The following is an 18736-nucleotide window of genomic DNA, read 5'->3' as shown; positions in this document are numbered from 1 at the left end:
CTATGACATCAAAAACAATCTCCCAAGGCATATTAAGAGCTATTGGCGTATTGGTAGGTATCGCCATTTTGCTATACTTTCTTTATACTATACAATCTGTTTTGGCCTACTTGGCCATTGCCGCTGTAGTGGCGCTTATAGGCAGCCCTCTAGTACGTTTTTTTAGAAAAATTAAGTTACCCAATATTTTAGCAGTAATACTGACCATGCTTTTAATGGTAGGTGTTCTAGCCGGTATCATAGCCTTGTTTATACCATTACTTTCTGAACAAGGAAAGAACTTGTCCTTATTGGATATTGATGAATTACAAACCAGTTTAAACACCTTATACCATCAAATCACCAATCACCTTGGCCTATCATCGCATATCGTAGAAGACGTTATAGATGATGCCGGTTTAGAAAAAAATATTTTACAAGGTTTGGATATTGGGTTCATACCTAATTTTCTTAATTCATTTTTAAATGTATTAAGCTCTGCGAGCATTGGCTTATTTTCAGTGCTTTTTATTTCTTTTTTCTTTTTAAAAGACAGCAAATTATTTGAAAATGGATTGTTGATTTTCGTTCCAATTGATAAAAAGAAAGGCACAACGAATTCCATCGGAAAAATAAATGGCTTGTTATCAAGATATTTTGTGGGATTGTTACTTCAAATTTTTATTCTTTTCGTCATTTACACCATAGTACTTTTAATTGTTGGTATTGAGAATGCTGTAGTAATTGCTTTTCTATGTGCGTTGTTCAATATAATACCATACATAGGTCCTATAATTGGCGGTGTAATAATGTTGACCCTTACTATGACCAGTAATTTAGGATCGGATTTTAGCGAAGTTATACTCCCAAAAACAGGTTATGTATTCTTAGGGTTACTCTTTGGCCAATTGGTAGATAACTTCTTCTCACAACCATTCATATTCTCAAATAGTGTAAAATCCCATCCGTTAGAAATTTTCCTGGTCATTATTATTGCGGGGCTACTATTTGGTGTTGTAGGTATGATTGTAGCCGTACCGGGTTACACCGCAATAAAGGTTATATTAAAAGAATTTTTATCCGATAACCAAATTGTTAAATCATTGACGCATAATCTTTAGGTAGAGGTGAATTCAGAAATAGTTACAAACGAGGTACAACAATATATTACAGATAAACTGGGCACAGATGTGCATAAGATACTTTTATCAAAACCGAGGTTCACAGAAGTTTCCCCCAAAGAATTGGTAGAGCAAATTGAATCTAAAACAAAAGCCAAAGTAAAATTACCTTCTTGGTTTTCAACGAAAAATATATACTACCCAAATAAACTGAACCTATCACAAACTTCATCTGAAGTTACGGCGCAATACAAGGCTTCATTAATCAATGGCAAGAGTATTGTTGACATTACAGGTGGCTTTGGGGTAGACGCTTACGCATTTTCACAAAAATTTGAACAAGTAACCCATGTTGAAAAAAATAGCGCCTTGTCTAACATTGCGCAACATAATTTTGAGCAAATGGGCGCTACTAACATTAACTGTATCGCGTCTGAGGGATTAGAGTTTTTAAAAGCCTCAACAACCACTTTTAACTGGTTATATATAGATCCTTCCAGAAGAGATAAAAACAATAAAAAAGTATACTATTTAGCTGATTGTGAGCCAAATATAGTCAACCAAGCATCTTTTTTATTTACAAAAGCCAATAACGTATTGGTTAAAACAGGTCCGTTATTAGATTTAAAAATTGGATTAACAGAATTGAGCAATGTAAAAGAAATACATATTGTTGCCATAAATAACGATGTAAAAGAGGTGTTATGGTTAATGGATAAAAAGTACAATCAAGAACCTATTATAAAAACAATCAATTTTAAAAATAGCATAAAACAAGAGTTCAGTTTTAAACCTAGTGATGAAGAAAATGCAATCTCCAACTTTTCCAAACCACAAAATTACCTTTACGAACCAAACGCAGCTATCTTAAAATCAGGGTCTTTTCAATTTATTGGATCATTTTTTAAACTAAATAAATTACATCCAAACTCACATCTCTTTACTTCAACAGAGTTAATCAAGTTTCCCGGTAGAGTATTCAAAATTGAAAATATCTATGAATATTCTAAAAAATCTTTTAAAAAATCCGGTATTAAAAAAACCAATATTACCACGAGAAATTTTCCTGATTCAGTGTCTGAAATTAGAAGAAAACTAGGTCTAAAAGACGGTGGTGAAAACTATGTTTTTGCTACAACTGATTTAAACGGAAAACTAATGTTAATTTCTTGTTTTCGTCACTAAAATGTTCTGAATTTCGATATAAAAAACGTTCAAAAATCACATCAACTTAAACAAGAAACTTCGCAAACTACAACGTTGTATATTAACTTTTAACCTTATTTTTAGATACATAATTGATATAAGTTGTTAAAATTTCAACACCAAAAACATGTTCTTTTCAACTCACAAATTATTGATATCTTAATATTTACGGTCTTCTAAAACGATTTTCATAATCAAAACAACGAAATTTAAAATTTTGACACTTGCAAATTAACGTTATCGAATCATCGATTATTAAAGGAAAATTGCTATTATTATACCGGATTTTGATTTTTTTAACATTTAATTCCGCAACTATAAATTTTAAAAAGTCAATTTCTACACAATTAATTTAAACTAACAAACAACAATTATGAGTCAAAAACGTGATTACACGTTGATGAGCTCCAGTAAAAGGTCTTCCTTTATTAAATCTGGGGTATTGTCAATGCTTGTTTGCCTAGGCACACAATTAGTGCATGCAAATGAAAACACAAGTACTTCAAACAAAGTTGAAGTAGGAGCAGTTCAAACTACTGTTACCGGAACCGTTCTAGATGACACAGGTCAACCTTTACCTGGTGCAAACGTCGTAGAGAAAGGTACTACTAACGGTACACAAACAGATTTTGATGGTAATTATAGCTTAAATGTATCTGCCGGTGCTACGTTGGTATTTAGCTATATAGGATTTAAAAGCACCGAAGTTGCCGTAAACGGCCAGTCAAATGTAAACGCTACCCTAGCCGAGGATGCAGCTGCACTTGACGAAGTTATTGTTTTAGGATATTCTCAACAAACAAGAGGTGACCTTACGGGGTCTGTAGCTTCTGTAGATGTTTCTGAAGCAACCAAGGCACCAGTTGTAAATGCTGCTTCTGCATTACAAGGACGTGTTAGTGGTGTTACCGTAGTACAGAATGCTACACCAGGTAGTCCACCAAAAATTAATATTCGTGGATTTGGTACTAGTAATAACACCAACCCATTATTTATTATAGATGGTCTACAGACAGATGATCCATTTGTACTAAATAGTATAAACCCTAACGATATTGCCCAAATGAACGTTTTAAAAGATGGTGCAGCGGCAATTTACGGTGCAAGAGCATCTAACGGGGTAGTGATTATTACAACCAAAGGTGGTGGTTACAATATGGAAAAACCAATAGTATCTATTGATACTTATACTGGTTTCTCTTCAATAGCGAATACACCAGATTTCTTGAACGCACAACAATTAGGAGATGTCCTATTTCAAAGTGCAGCTAACGATGGTACAGCTTTTGACCACCCACAATACGGAAATGGTTCTTCAGCAATTGTTCCTTCTACCTTAAATGGTTATACCAGAGTCGTTTCTTATGACCCTATTGTAAGAGGTGACGCTTCGGCTACTGTTAACCCTAACGGTACTGATTGGTTAGATGCCATTACAAGAACTTCGGTAATACAAAGTGTTGCCTTTTCTGTTGCAAATGGTGAGGAAAATAGTAAATACTCTCTTTCAGCAAATTATTTAAACAACCCAAGTAACCTTGTAGATACATTTTACAAAATTGGTCAAATACGTTTAAATTCTGAATTTAAACTTGGAGACAAAGTAAGAATTGGAGAGCATTTCAGTGCTGCATATTCCAATGGTAACCAAGGTGGAGCTGGAGCAAGATATGAAGAAGCGGTAAGAAGCAGCCCATTAATTCCTTTATATGATGACAATGGAAACTTTGCTGGTACCGGTGCTCAAGGTACAGGTAACTCAAGAAGCCCATTAGCTCAATTAAGTAGACAAAGTGACAACTTTAATAAGACCTTAAGACTTCTTGGAGATGTATACTTATCAGCTGAGTTAATGGATGGCCTTACTTTCAAAACTACTATTGGTGGAACAATCAATTCATTCAACACCCGTAGTTTCCAAGCTTTAGATCCAGAACATAGTGAGCCGTTAGGAACTAACACACTAACAGAAATAAATCAAGATGGCTATTCTTGGACTTTTACTAACACCTTAAATTACAAGAAAACCTTTGAAAACAGCAAAATAGATGCCTTAGTAGGTATAGAGTCTGTAGAAGATGGAATTAAAGGAAAACAAGTTAGCCGTACAGGTTTCTTATTTGAAACTCCAGATTTTTATTTGTTGAACAATGGTAGCGGAACACCAAACATCGACAATGCTTTTGATTCGGCTACATCTCTTTATTCTTTATTTGGTTCTGCAACGTATTCTTATGCTGACAAATATTTTGTAACGGGTACCTTACGTAATGATACCTCCTCTCGTTTTTCAGGGGATAATAAGAGTGATACGTTCCCTTCTATTAGTGCAGGTTGGGTAGTTAGCAAAGAAGATTTTATTTCTTCTGATTCAGCTTTGAGCTGGTTCAAATTAAAAGGTTCATGGGGTCAATTAGGTAATCAATCTTTACCTGCAAGTAACCCTACTATCAATATTTCTTCACTTAATGAGAGTTTAGGTAACTATGCTATTGACGGAAATGCAATTGCTACTGGAGCAATATTATCTTCTGTTGGTAACCCAAATTTACGCTGGGAAACTAGTGAAGCTATTAATGCAGGTGTAGAATTAGGCTTTTTCAATGACAAGTTCAATGTTGATTTTGAATGGTTTAAGATCACTACAAAAGATTTGATTACTCAAGATAACAGTTTGATCAGTACTACAGCAATTGATGCTGGAGCACCATATGTAAACTCAGGTAATGTAGAAAACACAGGTTTTGACATTAATCTTAGATACAAAGATGAAACTACATCTGGTTGGAAATATGGGTTTGATGTAAATTTCTCTCATTACAAGAATGAAGTAACAGATTGGATCAGTGAATTCCAAACAGGTGATGATAGCTTCCGTGGTGGAGCAGTATCTAGAACTCAAGTAGGTCAACCAATTTCGTCTTTCTTTGGTAGAGAAGTAATAGGTTTCACAGATGAAGGTAGATTTGAGTATAGAGATATAGATGGTAATAATACTATAGACGATAGTGATAGAACATTTATTGGATCTCCGCATCCAGACTTTACATATGGCTTTAACTTTAACCTAGGTTATAAAGCTTTTGACCTATCATTATTCTTACAAGGTTCTCAAGGAAACGATGTATACAACTACGTTAAGATATTTACAGATTTCCCAACTTTTGTTGATGGAAACAGAAGTGTCAGAGTATTAGATTCTTGGACACCATCAAATACTAATGCTACTTTACCAGCACTAAGTAATTCAATACAAAACAGTGAAACGCAACCTAATTCTTACTTTGTAGAGGATGGCTCTTACTTGCGTTTAAAGAATATACAATTAGGGTATGCTTTCCCTGAAAAAGTGACAAGTAAAATTGGTCTTGATATGTTGAGAGTATACATTCAAGGAACTAACTTGTTTACTATTACAGGATATGATGGCTTTGACCCAGAAATTATATCATCTGTTACCGGTAATAACTTAACATTGGGTGTAGACAACCAGGTTGTACCACAATCTAGAATTCTTACACTTGGATTTAATTTAAAATTGTAAAAAAATGAAAAAGAAATTAATTTATTTATTCACATTATTCGCCGCTATAAGTGCATGTAGCGATGAATTTACAGAGCAACCGGCTATAGGTGCGCTAAGTGATGCTGCCGTTCAAAATGAAGACGGTGTGGAACTACTTTTAATTGGCGCGTATTCAACCTTAGATGGAATTAGAAACAATTTATCAGGTAACGGTTTTGCCGCTAGTGGTGACAACTGGTGGTTTGATGTTATCGCAGATGATGCCCACAAAGGAAGTACAGATGGTGACCAAGCTGATCTTTTTGAAATGGAAGTTTACAACTGGACCACAGGTAACCCATACGTTTTAGGTAAATGGTCGTCAATTTTTGCAGGTGTAAACAGAGCAAATGCCGTCATATCTCTTATTTCTTCAATTGAAGATGCAGATTTAACAGGTAAACTTGCCGAGGCCCGTTTTTTAAGAGGTCATTTTAATTTTGAATTGCAAAGAATCTACGGAAATGTTCCTTACATTTCTGAAGAAAATTATGCAAATACAGAGTTTAACCAACCAAATCCAGGTCCTATTTGGGATCAGATTGAAGCTGATTTTCAGTTCGCAATGGATAATCTACCTGCTACACAAGAGCAATCCGGTAGACCTACATCTTGGGCAGCCCAGACTTATTTAGGAAAAGTACACTTACAGCAATCAGATTGGGCAGCTGCATTTGATTTATTAGAAGATGTAATCAACAATGGCCCATACAGTTTAAATGCTGAATTCTTGGACAATTTCATTAGCTCAGGTGAGAATAGTTCAGAATCTGTTTTCGCTATTCAGTTCACTGCAGATACCGGACAATCTTTTAACGGTAATATTGGTGGTGTACTAAACTTCCCTAATCCAGGTCCATTTGGTTCATGTTGTGGCTTTTACCAACCTTCTCAAGATTTGGTAAATGCTTTCCAAACTGATGAGGACGGATTACCATTATTAGATACCTTTAATGCTGCTGGTAATGATGTAGCCAATGATTACGGTATTGAAGATGAAGATGCCTTTACACCTCATACCGGACCTTTAGACCCTAGATTAGATTATACTGTAGGTAGAAGAGGTATTGATTATAATGGTTATGGTACATTCCCAGGGCATTCTTGGATCCGTGCAACATTTGCTGATATATCAGGTCCATATTTACCATCCAAAAACGTTTATCAATCTGGTGATACCGACAACCAAGGTACAGGTGCATGGGGTCAGCAACACTCTGGTATAAACTATAACATTATACGTTTTGCAGATGTTCTTTTAATGGGTGCAGAAGCTGCAGTTGAATTAAACGACTTAGCATCAGCATTAACTTGGGTAAACATGGTTAGAAACAGAGCAAAAAGCATGTCTTATGTGCAAAATGAAGCTGGTGATGCAGATGCAGCCAATTATGTAATTGAACCTTACACAAGTTTTTCTGATCAAGCATTTGCAAGAAAAGCAGTTCGTCATGAGCGCCGTTTAGAACTTGGAATGGAAGGTCACCGTTTGTTTGACCTAAGAAGATGGGGCAACGGAGTTGAAGTAATCAATGAGTACATTGCTAATGAAAGCCGTACTATTGAAAATTTTGGCACAAAAGCTAACGCATTCGAAGCTAAACATGATTTATTGCCTATACCTTTAAGTGCAATTGATTTAAGTGGAGGTATTTTAGAACAAAACCCAGGTTTTTAAGACCATAAATTCTTTATAATAAGCAGGACATCTAATTGATGTCCTGCTTTTTTTATATCCTAAAAACCTATCCTTATTTAGAATTACCCTGGTTAAATTTTAATTAATTTAAGCCTATAATGCTATCTATTTAACTTTCATAAATTCATTGTAAAACACTATTTTGCATAGTAGATCAACAAATAGACTATTCATTCAAATAGTACTCCCTAACACTTGTCAAAACTCAATTAACTGATAAGAACAATACTTAAACAATAACTTACAACAAACAACACAACAAAAACTAACTGATATGCGTATTATTTCTTACTCTTCAATAATACTGATCGCAATTAGTATCTTTTCATGTACTAAACAAAAATCAACATTATTTCAAATGGTTCCGGGTAATGAATCTGGAATTACCTTCAACAATAAAATAATAGAAACGGATAGCTTTAATATTCTAACTAGCGAATACATTTTTAATGGTGGTGGTGTTGCCGTAGGTGATTTTAACAATGATGAGCTACCAGATATTTTTTTTAGCGGTAATCAAGTAAATAATAAATTATATCTAAATCTTGGTAATTTTAAGTTCAAGGATGTTTCAAAAGAATCTGGCATAGAAGCTATTGATCAATGGAATACTGGAGTTGCACTTGCTGACATCAATAATGACGGTTATTTAGACATGTATGTATGTTCTGCAATGTTGAATAGTGACGAGGCCAAAAAAAACATACTATTTGTTCATCAAGGTCTAAATGAAAATGGCGTTCCAATTTTTAAAAATTTAGCAAAAGAATATGGTATAGAGGAATCTGGCAACAGTATGGGCGCTACCTTTTTTGACTACAATAAAGACGGCTTACTTGACCTATATGTACTAAATAATGTAGATATTCATATTTTACCTACCAACTACAGAAAGAAAATTACCGATGGAACTGCATTAAGCAATGATAAATTATACAAAAACAACGGCGACGGCACTTTTACAGATGCTACCGTTGAAGCAGGTATAACTATTGAAGGTTTTGGTTTAGGGCTCTCCATATCTGACCTTAACTATGATGGCTGGCCAGATATTTATGTAAGTAATGACTATTTAACCAATGACCTTCTTTATATCAATAATCAAGACGGAACATTTACCAATCAAATTGCATCTCGTATAAAGCACCAAAGCAAATTTTCTATGGGTAATGATATATCTGACTTTAACAATGATGGTTATTTAGATATTGTAACCTTGGATATGCTTGGCGAAACCAACAGAAGGTTAAAAACTACCTTATCTGGGCATAAATACACTGAATATATTTTGAACGAAAGATTTGGTTATGAATATCAACATACTAGAAACATGCTTCAAAAAGGCAATGGCAACGACATACCTTACAGCGAAATTGGTTTATTGGCTGGCGTGTCAAAAACAGATTGGAGTTGGTCACCACTTTTTGCGGATATGGACAATGATGGCTACCAAGACTTAATGATTACAAATGGCTTTCCTAGAGATATTACCGATTTGGATTTTGGCGATTTTAAATTTAATGTAAGTAGATATCTTAGTCCTGCACAAATTTTAGATTCAATTCCTAAAATTAAGATTCCAAACTATGCCTATAAAAATAATCATAACAATGGTTTTACTGATGTAAGTAATGAATGGGGCATTGGCATACCATCATTTTCTAACGGTGCTGCATTTGCCGATCTTGACAATGACGGGGATTTAGACTATATCATAAACAATATTAATGATGAAGCATCCATATTTGAAAATACTACAGACACAAGTGATGAAAAACATAATTATTTGAGCATAGCTTTAAATAACACCTCCTCCAATACCTTAAAGGATGGAGCTAAAATTGTTGTTAGGCTAAATGATGGCACATTTCAGTATAAAGAATATCACACCTATAGGGGCTACATGTCTACCGTTGAGGATATATTTCATTTCGGTCTTGGTGATGCAACAAAAGTTAAGTCTATCGAAGTTTTATGGACAGATAATAAATACCAAAAATTGACCGACATTGAAAGTAACCAACGTATAATATTAGAGGCCAAAAATGCAAAGACAGTAAAAAATAACAGCCTTGTTTTTCCATTCGTCCCCAAAAAGGAAAAACCAATTTTTAGAGAAGTTTCAAAAGATATTGGGGTAACGTTTTTACATGAAGAAAAAGATATTATCGATTATAACATACAACGTACATTACCGCACAAACTAACACAAAATGGTCCATTTACCACTGCTGGAGATTTAAACGGTGATGGTCATCAAGATTTTATAGTTGCCAGTTCTGCCGGTATGTCGCCACAATTATTTTTCCAAAATGCACAGGGTCATTTTACGCAAAAACCTTTGTTCTCCGATGAGGAAAATAAAAAATATGAAGAAGAAAGTATTGCTTTGTTTGATTTAGATAATGACGGCGATCTAGACATGTATCTCGTTTCTGGCAGTAACGAGTTTGAATTGGATAGCAATTATTACAATCATAGGTTACTAACAAACGATGGTGACGGAAATTTCATACTTACTACAGATAAAATGCCATTGGTTAAAACAAGTGGTTCTATAGTAGCTATTACCGATTACGACCATGACGGATATGTTGATCTTTTTGTTGGTGGCAGAACTCCTTTTTCTAAATTCCCCAATCCTGACAAAAGTTTTATTTTAAAGAACGAAAAAGGTATTTTAAAAGATGTTACGGACAATATAGCTCCAGACCTTCGTCATATTGGAATGGTAAACGATGCTGTATGGGCAGACGTTGATTTGGATGGAAATGAAGATTTAATTATTGTGGGTAAATTTATGCCCATTACCATTTATAAAAATAGCCTTACACGTTTTTCGAAAATGGAAAATACCGGGGTTGACAGTTTATTTGGCTGGTGGGAGAGTATAACAAAAACAGATGTTGACAATGATGGTGATATAGATTTTATAATAGGTAATTTAGGAATGAACAACTTTTACAATCCTACAACCGAAAGACCTGTTAATCTGATTGCCAAAGATTTTGATAACAATGGTACTTTAGACCCAGTAATGTTCGCTTACTTTAAAGAAAGCTTTGAAAACCCTACCTACAAATCATTCCCTATAAACTTTTGGGGAGATTTAAATGGTCAAAGTCCTATTTTTAGAGCCAAGTACAATTCTTTTAAAGCCTATTCAAGGGCAACAATCACAAGTTTGTTTTCTAATGAAGAATTACAAAATTCAACTAAATTAACAGCTAATTATGACAAAAGCATAGTGCTGCTAAATGAGGGTGAGGGTAAATTTTCACATATGCCTTTACCTATTGATGCACAAGTAGCCCCTGTTAACGGTTCAATAACGGTAGATTTTAATGAAGACGGTTATAATGACATCTTATTAATTGGCAATAATTTTGGTAATGAAGTTTTTGTAGGTCGTAATGATGCCTTGAACGGTCTGCTATTGCAAAATGATGGTAATGGTAATTTTAAATCGGTATCAACTAGCAAAAGCGGCTTTTTTGTACCTGGTGATGCAAAAAGTATCACTACCGTTAAAAATAGTAAGAACGCACTACCCTATTATATTGTTACACAAAACAGAGATTCTATAAGAATTTTTCAAAAAAACTAGTTCGCATAAATTCATTAATTTGAGCAAGCCCAACTAAATAGAGGATATTTAAACATCTCAAGAGAATATCCAACTTTTGTTAGCTACTTAAATTAAAATAAAAAAAGGGTGAAATAATCTGTGATGTTACAGATTATTTCACCCCTTTTTTGCTTGACACCTCACTTAACTTGTATTTACTACCCTACAAAATCATACCTGAACGACATCTAATAATCGACTAACAACACTACTGAAACTACAAATAAACTATTCATAAATTTTAATAAGCAAAACTGGTTTTTTGACAAATTATTAACTAATATTATAATAATATTACGTTAATCTTAACTAAAATTAAGATTAGTTAATAAATCAACAATTAATCAAACAACAACTAATTATGAATCAAAAACTAGATTTTAAATCATTAAAATCCAAGAAAAGACAGTCAGTCTTAAGAAGCGGATTTTTATTGATTTTAGCGTCATTATGCTTTAATGGCCTTAGCGCTAATGAAAAGCCAAACGAAATTAAGTACAATGAACCCCTCAAGGTTCAAACAACTGTGACCGGTACGGTATTAGATGACCTAGGCACTCCGTTACCTGGTGCCAGTATCATTGAAAAAGGTACCACAAATGGAACCCAAACCGACTTTGATGGTAATTTTACCATAAACGTAGCGGCATCTGCAACCTTAGTAGTGAGTTACGTAGGTTTTAAAACTGTTGAAATAGCTGCTAGCTCCTCTCCTATTTCAGTAACCTTAACCGAAGATGCCGCTGCTTTGGATGAGGTTGTGGTAACAGGATATGGTTCTCAGTCTAAAAGGGATGTAACGGGTTCAGTTTCAACAGTAGATGTTGAAGAACTAAATGCCGTGCCTGCTACTACTTTTGCACAACAACTACAAGGTAGGGCTGCCGGTATTGGTATTGTAAATGATGCAACCCCTGGTGGTGAGGCTACGGTAAGAATTAGAGGTTTTGGTACCATTGGTAACAATGACCCTCTATACGTTATTGATGGGGTACCTTCAAGATCACAAGCAAACCTTAACCCAAATGACATAGAATCTTTACAGGTTCTTAAAGATGCATCTGCAGCATCAATTTACGGTTCAAGAGCTGCAAATGGTGTAATAATTATCACCACAAAAAAAGGTAAAATGGGTAAACCGGTCATCACTTATGATACCTATTACGGTTTACAGTCGGGATTAGGAGAAGTAGAAGCCTTAAATGCTGCGGAGTTAGGTGAATACCTTTATTTAGCCGATCTATATGCTGGCAAGGATCCTAGTCATGGTCAATATTCTTTTGGCCCAAATGGAGAAATAGGAATACCTGACTATGTTTTCCCAAGTGGTGCCATGGAAGGTGATCCCGGTACAGACCCCGATTTGTATGCATTGGAAGAAGGTAATATTTATGCTATTGTGCGCGCCGCCGATACCAATTGGTGGAATGAAGTAACTAGAACCGCACCAATTTTAAACCATCAAATATCAGCCTCTGGCGCAACTGAAAATGCAAGATACGCCTTTACACTAGGTTACTTTGCTCAAGATGCGATAACTAAATTTGTAGGCTATAATAGAACATCCATTCGTGCAAATACAGAATTTAAAGCATTAAATAAAAAGTTAACCGTTGGTGAAAACCTTTCTGTAAACTTTGATAATAGAAAAGGTGGTTTTGGAAATGATGAGGAACAAAATGCAGTTTCGGGTTCGTATAAACATCATCCACTTTTACCGATCTATGATATTGCCGGTAACTTTGCAGGTAGTAGAGGTGCTAACCTAGGTAACAACTTTAACCCATATGCAACTTTATACAGAGAGCAAGACAACAGAACATATCGTTTACGTGTATTCGGTAACGTTTTTGCCTCTTATGACATTACGGACGACTTGCAGGTGAAAACTAGTTTTGGTGTAGATGCTACAGGTGAAAGAGGTAGATATTTAAGAAGACAAAACCCAGAGTATGTTGAAGGAAACTTCATCAGCGGCTCTACTTCCACCAACAGGTATGAATATCAATGGCAATGGAATACGGTTTTGACCTATGCTAAAACTTGGAATGAAGTCCATAATTTTGATGCTTATGTAGGGGTTGAGGGTATTGAGGCTTATGGTGAAGAATTTGGGGCCAGTAGAAATGGCTATGCTTTTGAAACACTTGACATTCAACGCTATTTAGATTTAGGTGATGCTACCACGGCGAGTAACTACGGGTATGCATTTAGAGATTATACGCTATTTTCTGAATTTGGAAAGCTGAATTATAACTACGATGGAAAATATTTAGCTCAGTTTATATTAAGGAATGATGCTTCATCTAGGTTTCAATCTGCTTCTAGGAGTGCAATATTCCCTGCTTTTAGTTTAGGTTGGAGAGTATCAGACGAGGCCTTTATGCAAAATCTAGAAAAGATAGATGAACTTAAACTTAGATATGGTTGGGGTAAAACGGGTAACCAAGAAATTGGAGATTACAATTCTTATACTACTTACCGCTCCAATATTTTCAACGCAGGATATCCAATTGATGGAGCAACGGGTGCACCAACTTTAGGTTTTGACGTTCAAAGTTACGGTAACCCAAATGCTAAATGGGAAACTACTACATCAAACAACATTGGTGTTGACCTTTCAATGTTCGATAGACGATTTAATATTGGTCTTGATTTATGGGACAGGATAACGACAGATATGTTGTTTAGAAGACAAATCACGTATACCGCAGGTGATGCACAAGCACCATTCTTCAATGTTGGTGAAATGACCAATAAAGGTGTAGACTTACAAATATCTTGGGACGATAAAAAAGGTGACTGGGGTTACGGTGTTAGCTTCAACCTTTCTGCTTACAAAAACGAGGTTAACAAATTAAGTGAAACAGATGACGGTACCGTTTTGTTTGGTGATGCTTCTAGAGTTCCTTCTTTAACCATTACAGAAGTTGGCGAACCAATATCATCTTTCTATGGCTTTAAAACCGAAGGAATTTTCCAATCTCAAGCAGAGGCAGATGCTTGGCCTACATATGGCAGCTACAATGCACCTGGTAAATTGAAGGTAACAGATGTAAATAATGATGGGCAGATAGATGATGATGATAGAACGATCATTGGAAGTCCGCACCCAGATTTCACCTATGGTGTCAATATAGATGTTAGTTACAAAAACCTTGCCTTGAACATATTCGGTAATGGTTCTGAAGGAAATGACATTTACAACTACGTAAGGTATTTTGCAGATTTTAACACCTTTCAAGGAAACAGATCAAAAAGAGCGCTTTATGATGCATGGCAACCTGCCAACCCTTCTGCTCCCGTTAGCGAATGGGTAGCGGCTAATCCAAATGCCACTGTACCGATAATGGATGCTAACGATCAAATTAGTAGTAGACCTTCATCTTATTTCATTGAAGATGGTAGTTATTTTAGACTTAAAAATGTTCAGTTGACCTATTCATTCCCTTCAGATTTAATGGAAAAAATAGGTATTTCAAGAGGACAGATATATGTACAGGGTCAAAACTTAGCTACATGGACAAAGTACACAGGTTTAAACCCTGAAATACAAGCAGGTAATAGAGATGACGCTACATTAGGCTTTGATGGCGGTTACATGCCGGTATCGCGTACCTATACATTAGGTCTAAGATTAACCCTTAACTAAAAAATCTAATTGCTTAAAAAAGCTATCATTTAATGAAACTTATAAAATTTTAATGATGAAAAGAAAAAATATAATATTAATGGTATTTATCTGTATGGCCATCTTTACCGTTGGTTGTAGCGATGAATTTTTAACACGAACTCCAGAGGGGCAATTTGGTACAAATAGTCTTGAAACGGAAGATGGTTTAGATGGCATTCTATTAGGTGCCTATGCCATGATTGACGGTGCAGGTTTAGATGGCACTGCAGATTGGAACGTTACGGTAGAAAACTGGGCATTTAACATAGCTTCGGATGATGCACTTAAGGGTACCGATGCGGGTGACCAACCAGAGCAGTCTTTTATTGAGGCCTATGACTATCAATCTTTCAATGGTCATATTACAAATAGATGGAGATCATTGTTCAAAGGTGTAGCTAGAGCGAACAATGCCATTAACGCCGCCAATAGTTTAGAAGATCTTTCTGATGAAAAGAGAACCCAAGTAATTGCTGAAGCGCGATTCTTAAGAGGTATTTTTCATATGGAAGCACGCAAAATGTGGAGAATGCCACCTTACATTGGCGAGGAAGATTACATTTTAGATGATGTTGAAAGCACCAAAGTGCCTAATGATCGTGAAATATGGCCGTTTATTGAAGCTGATTTTGAAGCTGCAGCGGCAAGTTTACCCACAACACAAGGTCAAGTAGGTAGACCTACTAGTTGGGCAGCTAAAGCTTTCTTGGCCAAATCAAAAATGTACCAGGGTTGGGACGAGAATGGAACGCCTAATACCGCAAAACTTGGTGAGGCCAAAACTTTACTAGATGAAATTGTGAACTCAGGTGTATTTAGCCTTGCCACTAAATTTGAAGATAATTTTTTGGTAGCCACAAGAAATAACCCAGAGTCTATATTTGAAATTCAATATGCCGTAAGTAGTGCTGCAGATCAAGCCTCTAGTAGAGGTATGGGTCTTGCCCACCCATATACAGACCCCTGGGGCTGTTGCGGATTTTATCAGGTATCACAGAACTTGGTAAATGCCTATAGAACCGAAGCCGGTTTACCTTTGATCGATAATTTTGATGCTGAGGACATCAGTATAGATACCAATGAAGACGGTACTAGTGCTGAAACGGCTACTTTAGACCCTAGAATAGATCATACTTTAGGAAGACCTGGAATACTTTACAAAGGTTTCAAAATCTATCAAACCGATTTTGTTAGAGATTTGTCATATGCAGGTCCTTTCTTCTCTAAGAAGCATGTTGCAGAGCCAGAAGGTTTTGGTGTTGGCGGATGGGGAAATCTATCAGCAAACAATTACAGATATATGCGCTATGGCATGATTCTATTATGGTTGGCAGAAGCAGAAGTGGAAGTAGGAAGTTTAGAAAGAGCTCGTGAACTTGTAAATGAAATTAGAACAAGAGCCGCTAATCCTGATGGATTTGTACCTTTGGCCACACAAGGAACGGACAGAAATGATTTTAGCATTGTAGAGGGCGAAGCTGCAGCAAATTATGATATTGCAACGTATGATGCACCCTGGACGGACAAAGCTGCCGCAAGGGATGCCGTACGTTTTGAAACAAGATTGGAATTTGCCATGGAAGGTCACCGCTATTGGGATCTGGTCCGTTGGGGAATTGCCGCTGAAACCTTAAACAACTACATAGCCAGTGAGTCTCAACATAGAACATACTTAGTAGGAAAATCTTTTACGGAAGGAAAAAATGAATATTTCCCTATACCAAGTCAAGCAATTGATAGATCTGCAGTTGATGGTCAACCAACATTGACACAAGATCCAGCTTACTAATTAAAATAATTGTTAATTGTTAGTTGCATAAAGAGTGGTCAAATTATTTTTTTGGCCACTCTTTATTAACTTAAAACTACTCGGTTAAATTATCAATAGACACCTATTAAATGAGTTCTAATATAGACCGGTATTTCGTTGAGACCATCGTCTAATTTTAATTTCATTACTTCAGAAGGTACCAAAGGCATATGGCAGGAAATACAATTTAGCGTTTCAGTATGTTTATTTACCTCAACGCTACTATTAACAGCTGTAATAGTATGGCAAGACAAACACTTTGCATTGAAAACATCTTGTTCACCTCGTTCATTTTCATGTGGACTATGACAAGTAATGCAATCCATTTTTAAAGAATTCACAAAACACTTGCTTTCACTGAGAAGTCCCATTTGATTTCCATGAACATCTAATTTGAGATTTCTATTGTTATTCTGATAATTTTTTGAATAGGCCGATAATGTATCGCCGGCAATAAAGGAGAACGGATTACCTTTTACCTGTTGTGCTTGTAACCCAGAGTGACATACGGCACAGGCATCTAAGCGCTGTTGTTGGGAGTACTTACCATAATTATCTACATGTACACCTACTTTTGCACTAGGGTTGGTCCTATGGTAAACTACGTGTTCTTCTAATGGTCCATGACACCTTTGGCAATCAATACCTAGCAACAATTTATTTCGGTTATAAATATTTCCGTTACCAGTTTCATTTTTATTTTCGGCAAAGGTCACATGACACTTTAAACAATTATCATCTACAGGTCTATTGAAAGAGTACTCGGGAAAATTGGGACTATTGACCCAAGTATTGGCAGGCTCAAAATAGGATAGTTGTAATTGATATAGCTTATCATCTTCCCAGCTCAGATAACTTTGCCCTTTTACTCCAGAACCAATAGTAATATCCAGCTTAGATTTCACCAAGGCAGTATCGCCAAACTTTGGTTTGGTCAATTGATAAATCCCATCGTTTTCTTTTATTAATTTTAAACGCACCCCTTTTAGGTTCAGCTCATTGGAGCCTTCGGCAAGTTTACCTTTAATGTGTTCTTCATTGGCAATCGCTGACGTGTTGTAATGGGCTGTTTTTACATGGCTCTTAAAAATATCTTCATGGCATTCTATGCAGGTATCCTGGGCTACAAAGTTTTTGCCATTATAATGTGTAGCTACAATTTCCGGCTCTAAATAATCCGAGGTTGTAACAGTGTTTTTTAGATACCATAAGATATAAAAGAGCAATACAAGAACAATTGACCATAAAATGTATTTTGTATGCTTGCTTTTCATTGTAGTTTTTAAGATCTACTTTAATTCCTGGTTCATAAACCAATCATAAAGTGCATCGGTCTCATAAGCTTTTATCCATGCACTATGGCCTACGTTAGGATATCTTGTGAAAATTACCTCATATCCCATTTCCTTTAATTTAGCCACCATATTTTCAGACTCTGAGAATGGAATGGATTTATCTTTCTCACCATGAAAGACCCATATGGGCATTTCCCTATTGATCCACGAAGCATAGGGCAATGGTGCCATACCACAAACTACTGCCATTGCAGCAAATGTATTGGGATACTGTACTGCCATTTCCCATGCAGCGCCACCACCCCTACTCAATCCGGTTATATAAATCCGTTTTTTGTCTATTCTATTATTATCCACAATAGAATCTAACAACTGTTTAACAGCCCTTGTATTCCACCATTTCTTGGCGTTGGGATTCTGTGGCGCCAAAATCAAAAATGGGAACTTTTTTCCTTGAACTATCAATTTTGGAGGACCATTTCTCTTCACCGTGACCAAACTATCACCAGATTCACCACCACCGTGCAAAAACAATAAGATCGGAAACTCTTTATCAGGTTCATCCTCATAATCCTCAGGATAGTACAAATAATAAGATAGTTTCTCTTTTACATTGGTCTCCATCTCAGCGTCTATTAGACTAGGCTTTTCTTGAGATGCACAACTTTGAAAAATAATCAATAGAACTATATACGGAACAATCCTCATCATAAAAACAATTTACGCTCAAATGTACCTAAAAACAAGTTGTATTAAAGTT

At 35.8% G+C, this 18736-nt stretch carries 9 protein-coding genes; 7 read left to right on the top strand and 2 right to left on the bottom strand.

The features are described 5' to 3' along the window. Window positions 1-2 precede the first annotated feature (2 nt). The 7 genes from VBZ51_RS13495 to VBZ51_RS13465 all read left to right on the top strand — a co-directional run bounded on the left by VBZ51_RS13495 (window position 3) and on the right by VBZ51_RS13465 (window position 16660). Entirely contained in the window at window positions 3-1100 is a 1098-nt protein-coding gene (locus VBZ51_RS13495; RefSeq protein WP_071341796.1) for an AI-2E family transporter, read from the top strand. Between the two features lie 6 nt (window positions 1101-1106). Then, window positions 1107-2285: a THUMP-like domain-containing protein gene (locus VBZ51_RS13490; protein WP_416577261.1), complete on the top strand. Its 1179-nt coding sequence runs from the start codon at window positions 1107-1109 to the stop codon at window positions 2283-2285. 394 nt (window positions 2286-2679) lie between these two features. Further along, window positions 2680-5850, top strand: coding sequence for a SusC/RagA family TonB-linked outer membrane protein (locus tag VBZ51_RS13485; RefSeq protein ID WP_416577260.1), 3171 nt, complete (start codon window positions 2680-2682; stop codon window positions 5848-5850). A gap of 4 nt (window positions 5851-5854) precedes the next feature. Beyond that, on the top strand, window positions 5855-7549 hold the full coding sequence (locus VBZ51_RS13480) for a RagB/SusD family nutrient uptake outer membrane protein (protein ID WP_099191610.1): 1695 nt from the start codon (window positions 5855-5857) through the stop codon (window positions 7547-7549). 295 nt (window positions 7550-7844) lie between these two features. Further along, window positions 7845-11177, top strand: a complete 3333-nt coding sequence (locus VBZ51_RS13475; protein ID WP_416577259.1) for a VCBS repeat-containing protein — start codon at window positions 7845-7847, stop codon at window positions 11175-11177. Window positions 11178-11559: 382 nt separating this feature from the next. Continuing rightward, window positions 11560-14850 (top strand): SusC/RagA family TonB-linked outer membrane protein, encoded by a 3291-nt coding sequence (locus VBZ51_RS13470; protein ID WP_416577258.1) that lies wholly within the window; start codon window positions 11560-11562, stop codon window positions 14848-14850. Between the two features lie 55 nt (window positions 14851-14905). Then, window positions 14906-16660, top strand: a complete 1755-nt coding sequence (locus VBZ51_RS13465; protein ID WP_071341792.1) for a RagB/SusD family nutrient uptake outer membrane protein — start codon at window positions 14906-14908, stop codon at window positions 16658-16660. A 92-nt stretch (window positions 16661-16752) separates the two neighbouring features. Here the strand turns inward: VBZ51_RS13465 and VBZ51_RS13460 are convergent, their stop codons facing one another. Both VBZ51_RS13460 and VBZ51_RS13455 read right to left on the bottom strand, forming a co-directional pair. Then, complete coding sequence (locus VBZ51_RS13460) at window positions 16753-17955, bottom strand: cytochrome c3 family protein (protein ID WP_416577257.1); 1203 nt, start codon at window positions 17953-17955, stop codon at window positions 16753-16755. Window positions 17956-17970: 15 nt separating this feature from the next. Next, window positions 17971-18687: a prolyl oligopeptidase family serine peptidase gene (locus tag VBZ51_RS13455; protein WP_058103302.1), complete on the bottom strand. Its 717-nt coding sequence runs from the start codon at window positions 18685-18687 to the stop codon at window positions 17971-17973. Window positions 18688-18736 lie beyond the last annotated feature (49 nt).

Source organism: Maribacter sp. HS (genome assembly GCF_048059195.1).
Lineage (GTDB): Bacteria > Bacteroidota > Bacteroidia > Flavobacteriales > Flavobacteriaceae > Maribacter > Maribacter dokdonensis.
This window is presented reverse-complemented; position numbering and strand designations above follow the sequence as displayed.

Bases quoted from the DNA above. Each gene is read 5' to 3' on its own strand.
- VBZ51_RS13495 (WP_071341796.1), top strand. From the start codon at position 3: ATGACATCAAAAACAATCTCCCAAGGCATATTAAGAGCTATTGGCGTA.
- VBZ51_RS13485 (WP_416577260.1), top strand. From the start codon at position 2,680: ATGAGTCAAAAACGTGATTACACGTTGATGAGCTCCAGTAAAAGGTCT.
- VBZ51_RS13480 (WP_099191610.1), top strand. From the start codon at position 5,855: ATGAAAAAGAAATTAATTTATTTATTCACATTATTCGCCGCTATAAGT.
- VBZ51_RS13475 (WP_416577259.1), top strand. From the start codon at position 7,845: ATGCGTATTATTTCTTACTCTTCAATAATACTGATCGCAATTAGTATC.
- VBZ51_RS13470 (WP_416577258.1), top strand. From the start codon at position 11,560: ATGAATCAAAAACTAGATTTTAAATCATTAAAATCCAAGAAAAGACAG.
- VBZ51_RS13465 (WP_071341792.1), top strand. From the start codon at position 14,906: ATGAAAAGAAAAAATATAATATTAATGGTATTTATCTGTATGGCCATC.
- VBZ51_RS13460 (WP_416577257.1), bottom strand. From the start codon at position 17,955: ATGAAAAGCAAGCATACAAAATACATTTTATGGTCAATTGTTCTTGTA.
- VBZ51_RS13455 (WP_058103302.1), bottom strand. From the start codon at position 18,687: ATGATGAGGATTGTTCCGTATATAGTTCTATTGATTATTTTTCAAAGT.